Here is a 15989-nt window from a genome sequence, read left to right on the forward strand (position 1 = left end):
CTGGGTCGGTCGGGCAGGCCTGCCGGAAGGGGTGGCACATGACAGAGCTGATGATCGAGGTGATCGCCGTCCTGGTGATCGCCGTCCTGGCCATCGCCGCCGCGACGGCGTTCGGTCCGAAGGTGGGCGTGGCGACACCACTCCTCCTCGTCGTGATCGGCATCGGGGTCGGTCTGATCCCGATGATCCCGAATTTCCAGTCGAATCCCGAACTCCTGCTCCTCGGCGTCCTGCCTCCCCTGCTCTACTCGTCGTCGGTGTCGATGCCGGCGATGAACTTCCGCCGCGAGTTCGCAGCCATCGGCGGGCTCTCGGTCGTCCTCGTGATCGCGAGCGCCGTGATCCTGGGGCTGTTCTTCTCCTGGGCGATTCCAGGGCTGCCGCTGCCCTGGGGAATCGCCCTCGGCGCCGTCATCAGCCCGACCGACGCGGTGGCGACGTCGATCATCAAGAAGATCGGCGTCTCACCGCGGGCCGTGTCGATCCTCGAGGGGGAATCGCTGCTCAACGACGCGACGGCCCTCGTGCTGCTCAAGGCCGCCATCTCGGCGGCCGCCCTGTCGTTCTCGTTCTGGGGTGCGGCGGGCAACTTCGTCTACTCGGTCCTCATCGCCGTCGGTATCGGCTTCCTGGTCGGCAAGGTCAACCTCTGGGTCCGGGCCCGGGTCAGCGACGCGACGGTCAACACCGTCATCGGCTTCGCCGTCCCCTTCGTGGCGTCCCTCCCGGCTGAGGCCCTGCAGGCCAGCGGTCTGGTCGCCGCCGTCGTCGCCGGCCTGGTCACCGGGCGCGGTGCGCCTCGCGTCCTGACCCCCGAGCACCGACTCTCCGACGCGCAGAACTGGCGCACGGTCGAGCTGGTCCTGGAGGGCGCCCTGTTCCTCATGATGGGGCTGCAGATGTCCGGGATCGTGCAGGATCTCCAGCACGACTCGATCGGCATCGTCGCCGCGGCCGTCATCGCCGCGGGCGCCTTCGTCGTGACGCTGCTGGTCCGCGCCGTCTACGTGGGGCTCCTCATGCGCGGTCTCACGGCACGGGCGCGCCGGTACACCGAAGCGAAGGACCGCTTCGCGACGATGAAGGATCGCCTCGACAAGGGCGAGCCGATGATCCAGGGCGACGAGAAAGGTCCGCCGGGCGGCCGCGACCGATTCGAGCGGGCCGAGCAGGATCCCGGGCGACTCAGCCAGTTCACGACGCGTCTCGTCCGCGGGCTGGCCGACATCGAGTACTACCTGAAGGCCCCCTCGGCTGGAAGGAAGGCACCGTGCTGATCTGGGCCGGCATGCGCGGTGCGGTCACGCTGGCCGCGGCGCAGACTCTCCCCGCGCAGGGCGTCCCTCACCGCAACCTGCTGATCTTCATCGCCTTCGCCGTGGCGGCAGGCTCCCTGTTGATCCAGGGCGGCACGATCGGCTGGTTCGTGAAGCTCCTCAAGCCGGCGGTCGCCGACCCGTCCGAGGAGTTCGAGGAACGCACGAAGATGATGGACGTGCTCCGGACCGCGAGCGAGAAGGTGATCAGCGAGCGGGGCGCCGAGGGCCACTTCGACAAGGCGACGCGGATGGCGGTGATCGACGCTCAGCGCAACGCCCTCCTCGACGCCCGCGACGACGGAACCTTCGACGCGGAGGTCCTCGGCAGCGCGCTCACCGTGCTCGACGCCGACCAGATCGCGATCACGCTGCGCGGCGGCCCGGACTCCTGACCTCGCCGAGCGGGTCCAGGCGATCGACGTCGATCCACTCGCGCGACTGGACCGACGCTGACCGGGTGGATCGGCCGAGCGGGTCAGGCGAGAACGACGCGCACTTCCCACGGGCGGAGCACGGCTGCGGCGCCCGCCTCCGCGTAGTTGCCGATCAGCAGTGATCCTGCGCCCCACGGGCCCTCGAGGAGCAGCGGCGCCTCGAGCTCCGACCCCGAGAAATTGCCCGCGACGAGCAGACGACCGTCGTCGTCGGAGCGGGTGAAGGCGTACAGGGTCGGGTGCTCCGGCTCGAGCAGAGCGAACTCGCCCAGCGCGACGAGCGGCGACTCGTGCCGGAGGGCGATCAGCCGACGGTAGTACTCGAAGACCGAGCTGTCGCCCCGGGAACGGTCGGTCTCGACGTTGATCGTGTCGTGATTCGGGTTCACCTCGAGCCACGGGGTGCCCTCGGTGAAACCGGCTTGCGCGCCGGGCGTCCACTGGACGGGCGTACGCGCGTTGTCGCGGGATCGGAACCGCAGGATCTCCAGCAGGTCGGCTTCGTCGCGACCCGAAGCCTTCTGCTCGGCGAACCAGTTGAGCGTCTCGATGTCCTGGTACTGGTCGATCCGCTGGAAGCCGGCGTTGGTCATCCCGATCTCGTCGCCCTGATAGACGTACGGCGTGCCCCGATGAAGATGCAGGATCGTCGCCAGGAGAGTCGCGGACTCGTAGCGGTAACGGTCGTCGTCGGCTTGCCCGTCGTCGGCTCGGTCGTCGTCGGCTTGCCCGTCGTCCCCGAAGCGCGAGAGCGAGCGCGGCTGGTCGTGATTGCCGAGGTAGAGGCTGTTCCAGCCCTGGTCGGCGAGGCCGGTCTGCCAGCGGGAGAGCGAACGCTTGAGGTCGCGGAGGTCCAGCTCGACGTTGTCGAACTTGGAGGCAGGGCCGTGGTCGAGGCCGACGTGCTCGAACTGGAACACCATGTCGAGCTCCAGGCGATCGACCCCGGTGAAGAGGCGCGCGTCGTCGACCGTGACGCCGGGCATCTCGCCGACGGTGATGAGGTCGGCATCGCGGCCGGCGAAGACGCGGCGGTTCATCTCCTGGAGGTAGTCGTGGATCTGCGGCCCCATCTGGAAGCCGGTGCTGTCGCCGCGGAGATCCTGCTGGATCTTGGCGATGTGGTTGATGACGTCCATCCGGAAGCCGTCGACGCCGCGGTCGAGCCACCAGTTCATCATGTCGAAGACGGCGTCGCGGACGTCCGGGTTCTCCCAGTTGAGGTCGGGCTGCTTGGCGGCGAAGAGGTGCAGGTAGTACTGGTCGTCACCCGCCGGCTTCGTCCAGGCCGGACCGGAGAAGGCGCTGCGCCAGAGATTGGGCTCCACCGGCGCGGGCGTGCCGTCGGCCAGCGCCGGGCGAGCGGTCCCGTCGCGCCAGACGTACCAGTCGCGCTTCGGGCTGTCCGGCCCCCGCTTCGCCTCCACGAACCAGGCGTGCTCGTCGCTCGTGTGGTTCACGACGAGGTCCATCACGAGCTTGATGCCGCGCTCGTGCATCTCGGCGAGCAGGAGGTCGAACTCGTCCAGGGTGCCGAACAGGGGGTCGATGTCTTGGTAGTCGCTGATGTCGTAGCCGTTGTCGGCCTGCGGCGACCGGTAGATCGGCGACAGCCAGACGACGTCGACGCCGAGCTGCTGCAGATGGTCGAGGTGGGCGCGGATGCCGCCGAGGTCGCCGATTCCGTCGCCGTTGGAGTCGGCGAAGCTGCGGGGGTAGATCTGGTAGACGACGGCCTTGGTCCACCAGGCGGGAGCGGGGATTAGGACTTCTTCGTTCTGACTCACCCGTCGAGCCTAGGACGTGGTTCTGCGGGTGGTGTGGTGCGCGCCGCCTGCGCCCGCTGAGGTGGGCGCCGCCTGCGCCCCGGGAGCCCCTCCCGAAATCGAAGGGGATTCTCGAGTTGCGGCAGCCCTCGAGCGGCTCGGAGCCCGAATCGCGAGAATCCCCTTCGATTTAAGGAGGGGCGGGAGGGGCGGGCGGGTCGGGCAGGGCGGGCGGGTCGGGCGGGCGGCGGGCCCGGTTCAGACCAGCGCGTGACGGCGCGCCGGGCGCAGGCTGACGCGGTAGCTGCGGGGCACGAGCGCCCCCGCGGCGATGAGCTCGCGGCCGTCGCGCGGGTCGACGAGAGGCAGCTCGCCCGAGAAGAAGGGCACCGTCGTGTAGCCCGCAGCCGTCTCGCGAGCCATGACGCGCGGCAGCGCCACCCGGCAGAGCGGAAGGCCGACCAGGCCGAGGAAGAGCACGACGACGGGCAGGATCGCAGCGTCGAGACCGGTCGTCGCACCCGAGGCCAGGGCGAGCAGGGTGCCGATGAGCGAGACGAAGCCGACAGCGGCGAGGACCGCCGCCAGCACGGTGGCCAGCGCCCAGGTATACGCCGGGACGCCGGAGACGAGGCGGGTGCTCTGCTGCATGGACGTGCCCTTCGGAGGTCGGGAGCGCAGGATCCTGCGCACGTCCTCAGGTTATGGAGCGTCGGCCGGCGGCCGCGCGTCCACTTTCAGGTGCCATCCGTTAGGGGGCCGCGGGTCACCCGGAGACGGGTTCGACAGCAGGTTTCGGCGCCCGCTTGAACGGCCGCCCGGCCAGCGCGAGGCTGGCGGGGGTGCGGCGCGCCACCGTCGAGATGACGTAGGCCAGCAGGACCACGACCACGTACGCCACGAGCGTGAGCCACGGTTTCGGGACGTGGGCGGGAACCCAGCCGCCGCCGACCCACAGGAGAAGCCAGAGGACCATGGGGTGGGCGAGGAAGATGCCGAACGAGCGGTCGGAGACGACCGTGACGGCGCGGGCGATCCTGCTCTCGGGGTTCCTCCGGTCGGACCACCAGGTGCCCAGGGCCAGGAAGCCCAGACCGACGAACACCGACCACACCATCAGGACGGGCTGGAGCGGAGTGCCGGAGCGGTACAGGCTGACGCCCGACGCCACGGAGACACCGAAGAACACGAGCAGCGCCACCCCGCACGCCGCGGTCAGGACGCCGATGAGCGGGCGGTGCGCTCGCACCCAGAGGAGGAAGTCTCGGGCGTGGTAGGCGCAGATCGCGCCGAGGAAGACGAAGAACAGGTAGGTGACGAAGAGGCTCTTCGGGTTCTCCGAGACCCAGCCGAGACTGTCGGGCGAGTAGCGGAGGAACCAGGTGAACACGAGCTGGTAGGCGCCGGTGACCGCCAGCAGCAGGACGTGTCGGCCCTTGGTCTTCTCGATGATCCAGAGGAAGACGGGGAACAGGACGTAGACCTGCATCGTCACCAGCAGGAAGTAGAGGTGGTACCAGGCGGTGCCCTCGACCAGGTGCTGCAGGAACGAGACGACCGCTTCGCCGAACGTGTAGTGCGGCGACCGGAGGTTGCTCGAGACGAAGTAGATGAGCGACCACGCGACGTACGGCACCGCCACGAGCAGCAGGCGTCGCGGAACGGTCCGCACGAACGGGCGGGGCCTGCTGAAGTAGCTGTAGGCGAGAACGAACGCCGTCAGGGCGAAGAAGACCTCGCGAGTGAAGTGCAGCAGTGCCAGCAGCCCGTACAGACCGACGTCGTCGGCAGCGGCCGTGTGACTCGTCGTGTGGACGCCGATGACGCAGGCGAAGGTCAGGATCCGGACCACGTCGATCTCGTACAGGCGCGGGGCGGAGGGCATCCTGCGAGTCTACCGAGCGAGCTTTGACGGGCCTGGGCGACGCGGACTGCCGGGTCGGCCGGTCGGGCGGCCTCCTCGGCCGCGAACCCCTCGCCCGCTCACTCGTCGCCCGCGCGCCGCTCGCCCGCTCAGAGCGGCGAGTGCGGCGAGTTGCGACGCCGGCTGTCGGGGGCGGCGGCGCGGCCCGCTTCGGCGTCGGCCGACACCTGCGCGTCGGCCTCGTCGCGCGCCAGGTCGTCGCGTGCCAGGTCGTCGGCGCGGAGCTCGTCGGCGTCGTCGTCGTCCGCCACGTCGGCCTCCTCGGCTTCCGTTTCGGCTTCGACCTCGGCCTCGTCTTCGCCCCCATCGACGCCGTCGACGCCGGCGGCGTCCGAGCGGGTGACCGCACCGGAGCGCCCGGGCACTCGCGCGAAGATCAGCGACGCGATGATGGTGACGATCACGGCACCGATGACGAAGAAGAGAGCAGCCATGGCGCGATCCTAGCGGTGCCGTCCACGAGCGTCCCGAGCCCGGTCAGGGCCCGCCGCGGAGCCCGACGACGGCGGTGTCAGTGCGAGTGGCCCTCGGCGCCGTGCTCGGACGCGCCGCCGAGCTTGAAGGCGAGTCGTCCATGTGCGTAGCCGCCGCCCGCCCGAATCGCAGTCGCCACCCAGGCCGCCTCGGAGAGCTCCGCTTCGGAGGCTCCGGCCTTGACGGCGTTCTGGCTGTGCGCGTCGATGCAGTAGACGCACTGGGTCGTGATCCCGACGGCGAGCGCGATGAGCTCGCGGTACTTCAGCGGGATCTCGCGACCCTGCTCCTGGAACACCGCGGCGTCGAAAGCGGCGAACTTCTCCAGGATGTCCGGCGTCGTCTTCTTGTAGACCTTCGTGTAGGTCTTGTCTTTCTCACGGTCGAAGTAGTCGCTCATAGCGTCGATCGTGTCACTCCCGGGCGGTCCGTTCGCGGGGCCGCGTCACAGGACGTCACGCACCTAGAGTGGGAAGAACGCCCACCCGACACGAAAAGGAACCCGTGCTCGCCACCGTCACCTCGACCGCGCCGCAGGCCTCCGACCTCAGCCACCTGCTGCGCAAACACCCCGACAGGGCCCAGTCGTTCGACCTCAGCGTCGGAACGGCGCACGTCTTCTACCCGGAGGTGAGCGACGAGCGCTGCACCGTCGCTCTTCTCCTCGAAGTCGACGCGATCGGTCTCGTGCGCGACAAGCGGTTCCGCGGCAGCGACGACGGCAGCCTCGCACGCTACGTCAACGATCGCCCGTACGCGTCGTCGTCGATGGTCGCCGTCGCCCTCGGGCAGGTGTTCCGCACGGCCATGGGCGGAAAGAGCGAGACGTTGCCGGAGCTCGCCGCCGCTCCGCTGCCCCTCGAGATCACCGTGGCGGCTCTGCCCGCGCGAGGCTCCGACCGGGCGGGGCTCGTGACACGCCTGTTCGCGCCGCTCGGCTGGCGAGTGACCGAGACGCCGATCCCGCTCGACCCGGCCTTCCCGCAGTGGGGCGACTCCCCCTATGTCGACCTGGTGCTCACCGGCGAGGTGCGCCTCAGCGAGGCCCTGCGGCACCTCTACGTGCTCCTCCCCGTGCTCGACGACTCGAAGCACTACTGGGTGTCCGACGACGAGGTCGGCAAGCTGCTGCGCGCGGGCGAGGGCTGGCTGCCCGACCATCCCGAGCGTGACCTGATCACGCGACGCTACCTCGCGCACCAGCGGTCACTCGTGAACGATGCCGCCGACCGGCTCGACGCGACGGCACGGCTCCTCGACACAGCGGACGAGGGCGCAGGATCCGGGGAGACTCCCCTCGACGAAACCGCCTCCCGCCCCCGGCCGCTGGCACCCCAGCGCGCCGAAGCGGTTCTCCAGGCGCTCTCGGACGTCGGCGCACACACCGTCGCCGACGTCGGCTGCGGCGAAGGAGCTCTGCTGACGAGACTCGCCGCGGATCCTGCGATCACGTCCCTCATCGGCACCGACGTGTCGGCGCGGGTCCTCGCGAAGGCCGAGCGCCGCCTGAACCTCCGCGAGGCGAGTGACCGCCAGCGCGACAGGATCCGTCTCGTACAGTCGTCGGTCACCTACACCGACGACCGGCTCGCCGGGCTCGACGCCATCGTGCTGATGGAGGTCATCGAACACGTCGACCCCGAGCGGCTGCCGGCCCTCGAGGCGTCGGTCTTCGCGACGGCCGCGCCGGGGTCCGTCGTCGTCACGACGCCGAACGGCGACTACAACGCCCTCTTCGAGTCGCTTCCCGCCGGGGCCTTCCGCCACCCCGACCACCGCTTCGAATGGTCGCGCGCCGAGTTCGCCGCCTGGGCTTCGGGCGTGGCGGAGCGCACGGGCTACGTCGTCGAGTACCGGACCGTGGGCGACGTGGATCCTGCCCTCGGCTCCCCCACCCAGCTCGCCCTCTTCCGAAAGATCGCCCGATGACTCGCCTCACCCTCCCCGACATGTCGCTCGTCGTGCTCGTCGGCGTCTCCGGCTCGGGCAAGTCGACCTTCGCGGCCGAGCACTTCGGGCCGTTCGAGACGCTGTCGAGCGATTTCTTCCGGGGTCTCGTGTCGAACGACGAGAACGATCAGGCGGCCACGGCCGCGGCCTTCGAATCGCTCCGCTTCGTGGCCGGCAAGCGGCTCGACGCCGGGCTGCTGACCGTCGTCGACGCCACGAACGTCCAGGCCGAGGCTCGACGCTCGTTCGTCGCGCTGGCTCGGGAGCACGACGTCCTGCCGGTCGCGGTGGTGCTCGACGTGCCCGAAAGCGTCTGCGTCGCTCGGAACGCCGCACGTCCCGACCGGAACTTCGGCGCGGCTGTCGTCAAGCGGCAGCACGACCAGCTGCGCCGGTCGCTCAAGTTCCTCGGCAAGGAGGGATTCCGGCGCGTGCACGTGCTGCGCGGGCTCGACGAGATCGCCTCGGCCTCGTTCGTCCGCGAACCGCTCCTCAACGACAGACGCGAAGAGCGCGGGCCGTTCGACGCCATCGGCGACGTGCACGGCTGCCGCTCCGAGCTCGAAGCACTGCTCGAGAAGCTCGGGTACTCGCTGACCCGCGACGAGCTGGGGCGACCGATCGACGCCGCGCACCCCGAGGGCCGCCGCGCGATCTTCCTCGGCGACCTCGTCGACCGCGGGCCGGACACCCCGGGGGTGCTGCGCCTGGTGATGGGCATGGTCGGCGCCGGGCACGCCTTCGCGGTGCCCGGCAACCACGAGTCGAAGCTCGTCCGCGCGCTGCAGGGCAAGAAGGTGCAGACCAGCCACGGTCTCGCCGAGACGCTCGCCCAACTCGCCGGCGAGACCGACGAGTTCCGCCGCGAGGTCGAGACGTTCGGCCACGACCTCGTGTCGCACCTCGTGCTCGACGACGGCAAGCTCGTCGTCGTGCACGCCGGGCTCATCGAGAAGTACCAGGGCCGGGCCTCCGGCCGCGTGCGGTCGTTCGCGCTCTACGGAGACACCACCGGCGAGACCGACGAGTACGGCCTGCCCGTGCGGCTGCCCTGGGCCGACGAGTACCGCGGCACCGCGACCGTCCTCTACGGCCACACGCCCACGCTCGACGCCGAGTGGATCAACAACACGATGTGCCTCGACACCGGCTGTGTGTTCGGCGGCAAGCTGTCGGCGCTGCGCTACCCCGAGCGCGAGGTCGTCGACGTGCCGGCCGAACAGGTCTGGTACGAGCCGGTGGCGCCGCTCGGGCGCGGGTTCCGTGGTTCGTCGGGGTCCGAGCGGGACGACTCGCTGCTCCGGATCGACGACGTCCTCGGAAAGCAGATCGTCGAAACGCGGGTCTTCGGCAAGGTCGGGATTCGAGAGGACAACGCGGCCGGCGCGCTCGAGGTCATGAGCCGTTTCGCCACCGATCCTCGGCGGCTCGTCTACCTGCCGCCGACGATGAGTCCGCCGCACACCGCAGCCTCCGGCGCCCTGCTCGAGCATCCCGCGGAGGCGTTCGCGTCGTACCGCAAAGACGGCCTGCCCGGCGTCATCTGCGAAGAGAAGCACATGGGGTCGCGTGCCGTCGTGCTGCTGACCCGGGATCCTGCGCCCTTCGGAGCCCCCGAGGGCTGGCGCGGAGCCGTCCACACGCGCACCGGCCGAGCCTTCTTCGACGAGGCGACGACCGACGCGTTCCTCGCGCGGCTCGACGCTGCCGCGTCGACCGCCGGCCTGTGGGACGAACTCGAGACGTCGTGGCTGCTGTTCGACGCCGAGCTGCTGCCGTGGTCGCTCAAGGCGGGCTCGATGATCCGCGACCAGTACGCCAGCGTCGGAGCCGCCGCCACGGCCGCCCTACCGGCGGCCGTGCGGGTGCTCGAGCGGGCCGCCGCTCGGGGCTCCGACGTCGGGGAGGTCCTCGATCGCACGCGCCGACGGTCCGCCGACGCCTTCGCCTACCGCGACGCCTACCGCCGCTACAGCGCACCTTCGTCCGGCCTCGACGGGGTGCAGCTCGCCCCGTTCCAACTGCTCGCCTCCGAGGGGAAGAGCCATCTGGGGCAGGATCACGCCTGGCACCTGTCGATCGCGGACCGCCTGGTCGCCGCCGATCCCGCGTTCGTCCGGGCGACGAGGCGTCTCGAGGTCGATCTGGCCTCCACCGACTCGGAAGCCGCCGCGGTGACCTGGTGGGAGCAACTGACCGCCGCCGGCGGCGAAGGCATGGTCGTGAAGCCCCTCGCCGGACTGACGCGGGGTACGAAATCGCTGGCTCAGCCCGGGATCAAGGTGCGCGGCGCGGAGTACCTGCGGATCATCTACGGACCCGACTACCTCGAACCCGAGAACCTGGCGAGACTCCGCGACCGCGACGTCGGACACAAACGCTCGATGGCACTGCGCGAGTACGCGCTCGGCGTCGAAGCCGTCGAGCGGTTCGTCGCCGGCGAGCCCCTGTGGCGCGTGCACCAGGCCGTGTTCGGAGTACTGGCACTGGAGTCGGAGCCGGTGGATCCGAGGCTGTGACATACCCGCTCCGCAGCCCACTCGGCGCAGAGAGCGCCTCCTGAGCCGCGAATCGGGGCGCCGTGCGCATCGCGGAGGCGTGCCGTTCGCCCGGCCCGAGCGCGGGCTCGGCGCGGAGAGCGGCGGCGACGTACCGCGCTTCGCGGCTCACTCGGCGCGGAGAGCGGCGGTGACATACCCGCTCCGCGGCCCACTCGGCGCGGAGAGCGCCCCCTGAGCCGCGAATCGGGGCGCCGTGCGCATCTCGGAACGGTGCGCGAGACCGCCGCTCCGCCCGGCGCTAGCACGGGGCGGGCGGCCCAACCGCGACCTCGACGCCGCGACCGAGCCGCGCGCCAGGGCGCGCGCCAGCCGGACGTCAGGCGGCGAGGAGCGCCCGGAGTGCGGCCAGCGTCTCACGCAGGAGCCCGGCCAGCGCGACGTCGTCGGGGCCGGCCAGCCAGCGCTCGAGGGAGACGCTGAAGACGGTGGTGGTGACCTCCGCGGTCAGAGCGGCGGTGAGGAGTCGACACCGCGCGCCTCGAATCCCTCGCGGATGGCAGTCGACAGGGTCGACATCTTGCGGAGCTCTCGTTCCCGGAGACCCTCGTCGGACTCGATGACCGTCCTGCGCAGCCGCACTGCGGCCGGCCCGATGGAGAACTGGGCAGAGGCGACGCCGTCGAGGGCGGCCGCGATGACGTCGAGCGGGTTCTCGAAGTCGGGCGCCTCGGCGATCATTCGCGCCGCAAGCTGCGGCACGTCGGCCTCGCCGCCGAACAGCACCTCGCGCTTGTCGGCGAAGTGCCGGAAGAACGTGCGCGTGGTCAGCCCGGCGCGGGCGGTGATCTGCGGGACCGTCGTCGCGGCGAAGCCCTGCTCGACGAAGAGCTCGAGGGCCGCGCGACGCAGCCGCTCGTGAGCCCCGGGTTCCCATCGCGCCATGGTTCGAGTCTAGATGATGACATTGCGTGCCATCAGGACTACTGTGATGACACGCAATGTCATCAAGCTGAAGAAGTGAGAACGCATGACCAACGACATCTGGATTCTCGGAGCAACCGGTCGCACCGGTCGCGACGTCGCCGCCCGCCTCGACCGGGAAGGCGTCGACCTGGTTCTCGCGGGGCGGTCCCGCTCGACCCTCGACGCCCTCGCGGGAGAGCTCGGCGGTCGGCCGCGCGTCAGCGTCGGTTCCCTCGACGAGAACCTCAGGCGCCTGGCGCAGGATCCCCCGCGGGTCGTGGTCAACACCGTCGGCCCCTTCGCGACCACGAGCCGACAGGTCTCCGAGGCGCTCCCCGACGGCACGCACTACGTCGACATCTCGAACGAGTTCTCGGGGTTCGAAGACGTCTTCGGCCTCGACGAGCGAGCCAAGCGGAAGGGGCAGACCCTCGTGAAGGGCGCGGGCTACGGAGTGATGGGGACGGAGGCCGCGATCCTGCGCCTCTGCGAAGGCCGCCCCCGGCCGGCGCGCGTGCGAGTCGATTCGCTGCCGACGCTCGCACTGGCGGCCGGGCCGCTGGGGGCAGCACTCGCCGGAAGCGTCGTCGAGGTGATTCGCTTCGGCGGACGAGAGGTGCGAGGCGGGTCGCTGGTCCGTTCCGCCACGGCGTCGCACCCGAGAACGATCGTCACTCCCGAGGGCGACTCGCTCTTCACGGGCGGCGGCGCCAGCGGCGACCTGTTCGCCGCCTGGCGCGCCAGCGGGGCAGAGGCCGTCGTGGCAGCGTCGATGGCCGCGCCCTCCAACCCCGTCGTGCGCCGCGTGATCCTGCCGATTCTCGGGGTGCTGATCCGCATCCCCGGCGCACCGGCTTTCCTGTCGGGCAGGATCGCGAAGATCAAGCTCAAAGAGGGATCGATGGCACGGACCGCGACCTGGGGTCACGCCGAAGCCGAGTGGCCAGATGGCACCACGAGCGAGGCCTGGCTCCGGACCGGTGACGCCGGGGTCTTCACGGCCGACGTCTTCGCGGAGGTCGCCCTCCGGCTTCTGCGGGGCGAGGGCAAGCCGGGCGCCTTCACGCCGGGCGCGCTGTTCGGTGCGGACCTCGCCGAGGCCGCCGGCGCCACCATCACCCTCGTCTGACCTCGCCGTCGGGGCGCGGCCGTCCCGGTCAGTCGCGGAAGAACTCGACCTCCGAGGCCGGCAAGCTCGTCGCGCCGACCCGGCCGGTCCGGGCGAAGTCGGCCCACGCCTTCCGCAGGGCTCGACCGCGCTGCTCGACCGCGGGCCAATCCGACGGCCCCACGAGCGCCGTCTTCGTCCAGGCCGCCTCGGTGCCGAACAGCAGGGGAGGTCGCCCACGTGCCCCGCGCCGATCCTGCTGCCCGCGGGTGACCACCGGATCTCGTACCGGGTCGCGCGCCCCCGGCTGCCCGGTGCCGCGCGGCGAAGCGCTTGGCGTCGGTGGTGTAGATCCTGTCGGTCGTCGGGCGAAGGATGAGCCACCGGAGCGCCCGCCCGACGATCGGGAGCTCGGTCGCGATGCGCAGCGGCGGCAGGACGGCGAGGTACATGCCCGTCTCCTCCCGCATGGTTCCGATGAGCACGTCGATCTCGGGCGCGACCTGCTGCCAGGCAGTCGCGGCCTCGTCCTCCGGCGGCAACGGCGCGTGCCCGTACTGCACGCCGAACGGCATCCCGCCCTTGAGCCCGAACCGCAGCGCCGCCTTCTCGGCCACCGGCTGCAACGCCAGCAGTTCGTCGACCGTCGCATCGCTTCGAGGCACTCCGGTCGCCGCGAGCATGGCGTCGACCATGGGGCCTCGACCTCTCATCAGCCCGAGCGGGTCGCTCTGCACGATGACCCTGCGGAACAGCCCGCGAGCGCCGTCACTGATCATCAGGTGCGAGATAGCGTCTCCGCCGGCCGACTGCCCGAAGAGCGTCACGAGGGCAGGATCCCCTCCGAAGGCTGCGATCGATCGCTGCACCCACTCGAGCGCTGCCACGATGTCGAGCAGCCCCAGGTTGGCGGGCACCGTCTTCCCGTCGCCGTAGAACCCGAGTACACCGAGACGGTGCGTGACGCTCACGACGATGACCCGCTGCTCTCGCACGAGCGACCCGGAGTCGTAGAGCGGCACGTCGCCGGCACCCGTGACGTACGACCCGCCGTGGATCCACACCATGACGGGCACCGTCTCGTCCGCACCGAGATCGGACGGGACCGTGATCGTGAGCGTCTGGCAGTCCTCCGACCCGAGGAGCCCGTCGGCCGCGCCCGGCAGCAGCTCGTCGAGCACCGCGGACGGCAGCTGCGGGCACGCCGGCGCCCGGACGAGAGCCTCGAAGGGCGCAGGATCCCCGGGAGCACCTGCGGGCCCGGCCAACGACTCCGGCGCTTCGAATCGACCGGCCCGCGCATACGGCACCCCGACCATCCGGACCACGTCGCCGTCGACTCGTCCCACGACGACGCCGCCCGGTGTGGCGAACTCCCGTGTCTCGACCTCGTCCAGTGCGGTGTTCCGTCCCGTTGCCGTCATTGCGCCCTCGTCTCTCGGATCGTCCTCCCGCAATCCTGCCCCTCCTCGCCTCCGGCTCAGCCGACGTCGTCTCGCCGGTGCCGATACGCGACACACAGCGCCGGGGATCGGAGATCTTCGACAGGGGTCTTGCGCCGCCGGAAACGGAGCGCTAACGTACAACCAAATGGTTGTAGAAACACTGACGAACGACGAGATCGATCGGATCTTCCACGCGCTGGCCGATGCCACGCGGCGCGACATCGTGCAGCGCGTGATCCACGAAGAGCAATCGGTCTCGACGCTCGCCCGCGCCTACGACGTGAGCTTCGCCGCGGTGCAGAAGCACGTCGCCGTGCTCGAGCGCGCGCACCTCATCACGAAGCAGCGACACGGGCGGGAGCAGATCGTGCACAGCGACATGGGCACCCTCGGCCGAGCCGAACGTCTGCTGCGGCAGTACCAAGATCTCTGGGCGGGCAGGGCCAGCAGGATGGACGCCCTCCTCGCCGAAGACGACGAGACCACCACTCAGAACGACCCCCCATCGAAAGGACCGACACCATGACCACCATCGATTCGACGATCGACACCGACGAACTCACCCTGACCTTCGTGGCCGAGTTCGACGCGAGCCCCACCCGCGTCTGGGAGCTCTGGGTCGACCCGCGGCAGCTCGAGCGCTGGTGGGGACCGCCGACCTGGCCGGCCACCTTCGTCGACCACGACCCCGTGCCCGGCGGGCGCTCGAACTACTACATGACCGGGCCGGAGGGCGAACGATCCGGTGGCTGGTGGCAGTTCACCTCGGTCACACCGAAAGACGGGCTCACGTTCGACGACGGCTTCTCGGGCCCCGACGGCGTCCCGAACGAGTCGATGCCGACGACGCACAGCTCGGTCGCGCTCGAGCCTCTGAACGGAGACCCGACCAAGACCCGGATGACCACCGTCACCCGGTTCGAGAGCCTCGATCAGCTCGAGAAACTGCTCGAGATGGGCATGCGCGAGGGCATGGCTCTCGCGATGGGGCAGATCGAGGCGATCCTGCTCGACTGAGAGAGTCGTGCGCGCCGCGCGCCGAGCTCGCGACTCGTGGGAACCTGGTGGGCCCCGTTCCTCTACGAAGGACCACCGACATGCAGCGCTTCGCCCTCCTCGGCGCCGGTTTCATCGGCACCGTCCACGCTGAGAACCTCGCAGCCGATCCTCGCGTCGACCTCGCCCTGATCTACGACGTCGACACGACCCGGGCCGCGGCTCTGGCCGGCCGCTTCGGGGCCGGGGTGGCGCGTTCCTCGACGAGGTCTTCGATCCTGAGCTCATCGACGCCGTGTTCATCGCGTCGTCGACCGACACCCACGCCGAGCACGTCCGGCGTGCCGCCGAAGAAGGCATCGCCGCCCTCTGCGAGAAGCCGATCGACCTCGACCTGTCCCGCGCGGCCGAGACCGTCGCCTACGCCGAGGAGCGCGGCGCGCGCGTGATGGTCGACTTCAATCGCCGGTACGACCGTGACTACGCCGAACTGCGCAGGATCGTCGCGGCGGGCGAGATCGGCGACGTCGAGCTCGTACAGATGTCGACCCGCGGTCCGTCCCTCCCCCGCTCGAGTACATCGCCGTCTCGGGCGGCCAGATGCGCGACCAGACGGTGCACTTCTTCGATCTGGCGCGGTGGATCGCCGACCTCGAGCCGGTGTCGGTGTTCGCCGCGGGTTCGGCCCTGTCGGACCCGCGGCTGCGCGAGCACGACGACGTCGACACGTCGGTCGTCACGCTGACGCTGTCGTCGGGCGCGCTGGTGCAGATCGACAGCATCCGCCGCACCGGGTACGGCTACGACGAGCGCATCGAGGTCGTCGGATCGACCGGCATGGCCGAGGCCCGACGCCGGCGCGACGGCCACGTCTCGCGCTACTCGCACGGCCGCGTCGTCGAGGACGGCCTCCATCCGGGCTGGTTCGAGCGGATCCGTCCGACCTACGCTTCCGCCCTGGGAGCCTTCGTCGAGTCGCTCGAGAAGGGTGGAGCCCTGCAGTCGGGCCTTCCGAGCCTGCGCGACGGCCTCACGGCGCAGGTCATCGCCGAAGCCGCGACCACGTCGCTCCACACCGGCGTCTCCGAGCCGATCACCTCGTGATTCGC

General features: G+C 70.4%; 14 protein-coding genes and 1 pseudogene. 8 read left to right on the forward strand and 7 right to left on the reverse strand.

Annotated features, from left to right (window positions below):
* Nucleotides 1-38 precede the first annotated feature (38 nt).
* The gene (locus QUE79_RS21485) at nucleotides 39-1277 is read left to right on the forward strand and encodes a cation:proton antiporter (protein ID WP_286344849.1); all 1239 of its coding nucleotides are present in this window, start codon (nucleotides 39-41) and stop codon (nucleotides 1275-1277) included.
* Nucleotides 1271-1711, forward strand: coding sequence for a cation:proton antiporter domain-containing protein (locus QUE79_RS21490; RefSeq protein WP_286344850.1), 441 nt, complete (start codon nucleotides 1271-1273; stop codon nucleotides 1709-1711). The genes QUE79_RS21485 and QUE79_RS21490 overlap by 7 nt, the downstream gene beginning before the upstream one ends.
* 83 nt (nucleotides 1712-1794) lie before the next feature.
* Here QUE79_RS21490 and QUE79_RS21495 read toward each other — a convergent pair whose 3' ends face one another.
* The 5 genes from QUE79_RS21495 to QUE79_RS21515 form a co-directional block, all read right to left on the reverse strand.
* Nucleotides 1795-3540 carry a glycoside hydrolase family 13 protein gene (locus tag QUE79_RS21495; RefSeq protein WP_286344851.1) on the reverse strand — a complete coding sequence of 582 codons (1746 nt, stop codon included), beginning with the start codon at nucleotides 3538-3540 and terminating at the stop codon, nucleotides 1795-1797.
* Between the two features lie 237 nt (nucleotides 3541-3777).
* Complete coding sequence (locus QUE79_RS21500) at nucleotides 3778-4170, reverse strand: hypothetical protein (RefSeq protein ID WP_286344852.1); 393 nt, start codon at nucleotides 4168-4170, stop codon at nucleotides 3778-3780.
* A 115-nt stretch (nucleotides 4171-4285) separates the two neighbouring features.
* Nucleotides 4286-5404, reverse strand: coding sequence for an acyltransferase (locus tag QUE79_RS21505; protein ID WP_286344853.1), 1119 nt, complete (start codon nucleotides 5402-5404; stop codon nucleotides 4286-4288).
* Nucleotides 5405-5532: 128 nt separating this feature from the next.
* Complete coding sequence (locus QUE79_RS21510) at nucleotides 5533-5877, reverse strand: hypothetical protein (RefSeq protein WP_286344854.1); 345 nt, start codon at nucleotides 5875-5877, stop codon at nucleotides 5533-5535.
* A gap of 77 nt (nucleotides 5878-5954) precedes the next feature.
* Nucleotides 5955-6317, reverse strand: a complete 363-nt coding sequence (locus tag QUE79_RS21515) for a carboxymuconolactone decarboxylase family protein (protein ID WP_286344855.1) — start codon at nucleotides 6315-6317, stop codon at nucleotides 5955-5957.
* Between the two features lie 104 nt (nucleotides 6318-6421).
* Here QUE79_RS21515 and QUE79_RS21520 point away from each other — a divergent pair, with 104 nt between their 5' ends.
* Complete coding sequence (locus tag QUE79_RS21520; RefSeq protein ID WP_286344856.1) at nucleotides 6422-7846, forward strand: 3' terminal RNA ribose 2'-O-methyltransferase Hen1; 1425 nt, start codon at nucleotides 6422-6424, stop codon at nucleotides 7844-7846.
* A complete protein-coding gene (locus tag QUE79_RS21525; RefSeq protein ID WP_286344857.1) occupies nucleotides 7843-10386 on the forward strand; it encodes a polynucleotide kinase-phosphatase in 2544 nt (847 codons plus the stop codon). The genes QUE79_RS21520 and QUE79_RS21525 overlap by 4 nt, the downstream gene beginning before the upstream one ends.
* Nucleotides 10387-10872: 486 nt before the next feature.
* On the opposite strand, the gene QUE79_RS21530 is transcribed toward QUE79_RS21525, so the two are convergent.
* Together QUE79_RS21530 and QUE79_RS21535 are read right to left on the reverse strand one after the other, a co-directional pair.
* The gene (locus QUE79_RS21530) at nucleotides 10873-11310 is read right to left on the reverse strand and encodes a TetR/AcrR family transcriptional regulator (RefSeq protein WP_286344858.1); all 438 of its coding nucleotides are present in this window, start codon (nucleotides 11308-11310) and stop codon (nucleotides 10873-10875) included.
* A 945-nt stretch (nucleotides 11311-12255) separates the two neighbouring features.
* Complete coding sequence (locus QUE79_RS21535) at nucleotides 12256-13863, reverse strand: carboxylesterase family protein (RefSeq protein ID WP_286344859.1); 1608 nt, start codon at nucleotides 13861-13863, stop codon at nucleotides 12256-12258.
* A 166-nt stretch (nucleotides 13864-14029) separates the two neighbouring features.
* On the opposite strand from QUE79_RS21535, the gene QUE79_RS21540 reads away from it, so the two are divergent.
* From QUE79_RS21540 to QUE79_RS21555, 4 genes and pseudogenes are all read left to right on the forward strand, one after another.
* The gene (locus QUE79_RS21540) at nucleotides 14030-14410 is read left to right on the forward strand and encodes an ArsR/SmtB family transcription factor (RefSeq protein WP_286344860.1); all 381 of its coding nucleotides are present in this window, start codon (nucleotides 14030-14032) and stop codon (nucleotides 14408-14410) included.
* On the forward strand, nucleotides 14407-14901 hold the full coding sequence (locus QUE79_RS21545) for an SRPBCC family protein (RefSeq protein ID WP_286344861.1): 495 nt from the start codon (nucleotides 14407-14409) through the stop codon (nucleotides 14899-14901). The genes QUE79_RS21540 and QUE79_RS21545 overlap by 4 nt, the downstream gene beginning before the upstream one ends.
* 274 nt (nucleotides 14902-15175) lie before the next feature.
* Nucleotides 15176-15280 (forward strand): annotated as a pseudogene (locus QUE79_RS21550) (Gfo/Idh/MocA family oxidoreductase); the annotation flags it as partial.
* Between the two features lie 200 nt (nucleotides 15281-15480).
* Nucleotides 15481-15984 (forward strand): Gfo/Idh/MocA family protein, encoded by a 504-nt coding sequence (locus QUE79_RS21555; RefSeq protein WP_286344862.1) that lies wholly within the window; start codon nucleotides 15481-15483, stop codon nucleotides 15982-15984.
* Nucleotides 15985-15989 lie beyond the last annotated feature (5 nt).

Source organism: Frondihabitans sucicola, assembly GCF_030296615.1.
GTDB classification, from domain to species: Bacteria; Actinomycetota; Actinomycetes; order Actinomycetales; family Microbacteriaceae; genus Frondihabitans; species Frondihabitans sucicola.

Coding starts and splice junctions, on each gene's coding strand:
- QUE79_RS21535 (WP_286344859.1), bottom strand. CDS start 13,863: ATGACGGCAACGGGACGGAACACCGCACTGGACGAGGTCGAGACACGG.
- QUE79_RS21505 (WP_286344853.1), bottom strand. CDS start 5,404: ATGCCCTCCGCCCCGCGCCTGTACGAGATCGACGTGGTCCGGATCCTG.
- QUE79_RS21485 (WP_286344849.1), top strand. CDS start 39: ATGACAGAGCTGATGATCGAGGTGATCGCCGTCCTGGTGATCGCCGTC.
- QUE79_RS21500 (WP_286344852.1), bottom strand. CDS start 4,170: ATGCAGCAGAGCACCCGCCTCGTCTCCGGCGTCCCGGCGTATACCTGG.
- QUE79_RS21545 (WP_286344861.1), top strand. CDS start 14,407: ATGACCACCATCGATTCGACGATCGACACCGACGAACTCACCCTGACC.
- QUE79_RS21510 (WP_286344854.1), bottom strand. CDS start 5,877: ATGGCTGCTCTCTTCTTCGTCATCGGTGCCGTGATCGTCACCATCATC.
- QUE79_RS21540 (WP_286344860.1), top strand. CDS start 14,030: ATGGTTGTAGAAACACTGACGAACGACGAGATCGATCGGATCTTCCAC.
- QUE79_RS21515 (WP_286344855.1), bottom strand. CDS start 6,317: ATGAGCGACTACTTCGACCGTGAGAAAGACAAGACCTACACGAAGGTC.
- QUE79_RS21555 (WP_286344862.1), top strand. CDS start 15,481: ATGCGCGACCAGACGGTGCACTTCTTCGATCTGGCGCGGTGGATCGCC.
- QUE79_RS21530 (WP_286344858.1), bottom strand. CDS start 11,310: ATGGCGCGATGGGAACCCGGGGCTCACGAGCGGCTGCGTCGCGCGGCC.
- QUE79_RS21525 (WP_286344857.1), top strand. CDS start 7,843: ATGACTCGCCTCACCCTCCCCGACATGTCGCTCGTCGTGCTCGTCGGC.